This window comes from Arthrobacter sp. Y3223164, from assembly GCF_059091005.1.
This window is the reverse complement of record NZ_JBNHGF010000523.1, coordinates 1-1,612: the sequence shown is the minus strand read 5'-3', so window position 1 is coordinate 1,612 and position 1,612 is coordinate 1. Positions and strand designations below refer to the sequence as shown.

General features: G+C 69.9%; 2 protein-coding genes. One reads left to right on the top strand and one right to left on the bottom strand.

Translation table 11 applies throughout. From position 1 onward, the window contains the following. On the top strand, nucleotides 1-1,225 hold a 1,225-nt coding region (locus tag AC5RUJ_RS16050; RefSeq protein ID WP_494156217.1), incomplete at its 5' end, for a M13 family metallopeptidase. Nucleotides 1,226-1,231: 6 nt separating this feature from the next. Here the strand turns inward: AC5RUJ_RS16050 and AC5RUJ_RS16045 are convergent. Beyond that, the coding region (locus AC5RUJ_RS16045) for a LytR C-terminal domain-containing protein (RefSeq protein ID WP_494156216.1) at nucleotides 1,232-1,612 on the bottom strand (381 nt) is incomplete at its 5' end.

The window sequence follows — 1,612 nt, the reverse complement described above, 5'->3', positions numbered from 1 at the left end:
GGGCCCCGAAGCGGGCGGCGCGGCCGAGCTGGTGGTCTGCCAGCCCGGGTTCCTCGGCACGCTCGACGCCCTGTTGGACAGCGAGCCGCTGGAGGCCTGGCAGGCCTGGCTGCGGCTCCACGTGCTGACGACGGCGGCGCCTTATCTTCACGACGAAGCGGTCCAGACGCACTTCGGCTTCTACGGCCGCACCCTCAGCGGCACCCCGGAACTCAAGGAGCGGTGGAAGCGCGGCGTGTCCCTGGTGGAAGGCGCCCTCGGGGAGGCCATCGGGCAGGAATACGTGGCGCGGCATTTCCCGCCGGCGCATAAGGAACGGATGGAAGAACTGGTCGCCAACCTGCTGGCCGCCTACCGGGAGAGCATCTCCGCCCTGCCGTGGCTCAGCAGCGCAACGATCGGGAAAGCGCTGGAGAAGCTGGCGGCCTTCCGCACCAAGATCGGCTACCCGGAGAAGTGGATCGACTACTCCGCCTTCGTGCCCGGGAACGATGTCTGGTCCAACGTCCTCGCCTCCAACGAGTTCGAGGTCCGGCGCAACCTGGCGAAGCTGGGTAAGCCCATCGACGAGGCCGAGTGGCACATGACGCCGCAGACCGTCAACGCCTACTACATGCCGACGATGAACGAGATCGTCTTCCCCGCGGCGATCCTGCAGCCGCCCTTCTTCGACGCCGACGCCGACGCCGCGGCGAACTACGGCGCCATCGGTGCGGTCATCGGCCACGAGATCGGCCACGGCTTCGACGACAAGGGATCGCAGTACGACGGCACCGGCGCGCTGCGGAACTGGTGGTCCGACGAGGACCGGGCCGCCTTCGAGCGGCTCACCGGCCAGCTGGTGGCCCAATACTCGGCGCTCAGTCCGGCGGAGGCTCCCGGCAACACGGTCAATGGCGAACTCACCCTGGGCGAGAACATCGGCGACCTCGGCGGGCTGGCCATCGCGTACCGCGCGTACCGGCTGAGCCTGGCGGGCCGGGAAGCCCCGGTGATTGACGGGCTGAGCGGCAGCCAGCGGTTCTTCTACTCCTGGGCCGAGTGCTGGCGGCAGAAGATCCGTTCGGAGGAGGCGGCGCGCCGGCTGGCGATCGACCCGCATGCCCCGAACGAGTTCCGCTGCAACCAGGTGGTGCGCAACCTGGACGCGTTCCACGAAGCGTTCGGCACCGCTCCGGGCGACGGGCTGTGGCTCGACCCGGCCGAGCGGGTCAGGATCTGGTAGCGGCTGCTAGAAGGCGCCGGGCTGCTGGCAGGTGACCTGGTCGGCGGTCTGGCCCTTGAAGCCGCCGGCCACGCCGCCGGTCTCGGCCAGTTGCGTACCGCTGGCGAAGTCCCGACCGACCGAAAGCGCGACGCCGTAGTGGTCGCCGGAGGCGAGGACGTTGGCCCGGGGGACGTTCAGTTCTTCCGCGAGGGAGAGGGCCACGTGTTCGAATCCGGCCGAGTAGAACAGCTGCGTGGTGGTGCGTTCGGATCCGCCGTCGCCCGGGGCCGCCAGCAGGTACCCCCGCGCCTGCAGCTGTTCGGCCAGTTCCTCGTCGCGGCCGGCCGCGCCGGAGGCGTTGATTACCTCGACGGGCTGCACGGCCGGGTCGAAGGACGGCACGCC